Source organism: Pseudomonas sp. K5002 (assembly GCF_013386655.1).
GTDB lineage: Bacteria > Pseudomonadota > Gammaproteobacteria > Pseudomonadales > Pseudomonadaceae > Aquipseudomonas.
Genome location: NZ_JACARK010001666.1, coordinates 1 through 665 on the forward strand (window position 1 = coordinate 1; position 665 = coordinate 665).

Annotated in this window: 1 protein-coding gene; it reads right to left on the reverse strand. The window is 66.9% G+C overall.

Annotation, left to right across the window (positions count from 1 at the left end; genetic code table 11):
* On the reverse strand, positions 1 to 665 hold a 665-nt coding region (locus HX846_RS38590), incomplete at both ends, for a 4-alpha-glucanotransferase (RefSeq protein ID WP_178967624.1).

Consider the following 665-nt stretch of genomic DNA (forward strand, 5'->3'; position numbering starts at 1 on the left):
CAGGTGGCGCACCCACGGTCAGTTCCGCCAACAGTTCATCCTGGCGGCTCCAGGCCTGGCTGCCGCCGCCGTCGGCGCCCACTGCGAGGTCGGCGATCAGGCCGACACCCATGCCGCTGCCGCGCGCCGCTTGTTGCGCGCGTTCCAGGCACCGAGCAATCAGCCATTGGCTGAAGGCGTAGAAGCCGATTTCGTCCCGATTGGCTTCGGCAAACTGCACCAGGGCCGGGCTTTGCGGGCTGTGCCAGTCCTCTGGCCAGTGGCGCCAGTCGAGGCTCTCGCCGTTGGCCGCGCGTTCGGCTTGTACGGCTTCGAAGCGGCAGTGGTTTTCCAGGGCTTCACCGCCAGCCTGGCGGAAGCTCAGGAAGTCGGCATGTTGCGGGTGGTCGCCCTGGCGGAAGTCGTCATACAGGGTGCGCAGCAGGCGCTGCTTGGCTTTGGCCGCGGCCGGCCAGTCGATCAGGCTTTGTTGCTCAAGGTCATTCAATTCGTCGGCCAGCCCGCTGGCTTCGATGGCGGTTTGCACCGCACGTTCGCCGAGGATGCAGCCGGGGGAGGCGTACAAACTGTTGAGGAACAGGCGGCTGGACGGGGAATAGGGGCTGAAGCGCTCGGTGTCGGCGCTGAACATCGCGTGCATCGGGCTGATGGCCAGGGCGTCGGCG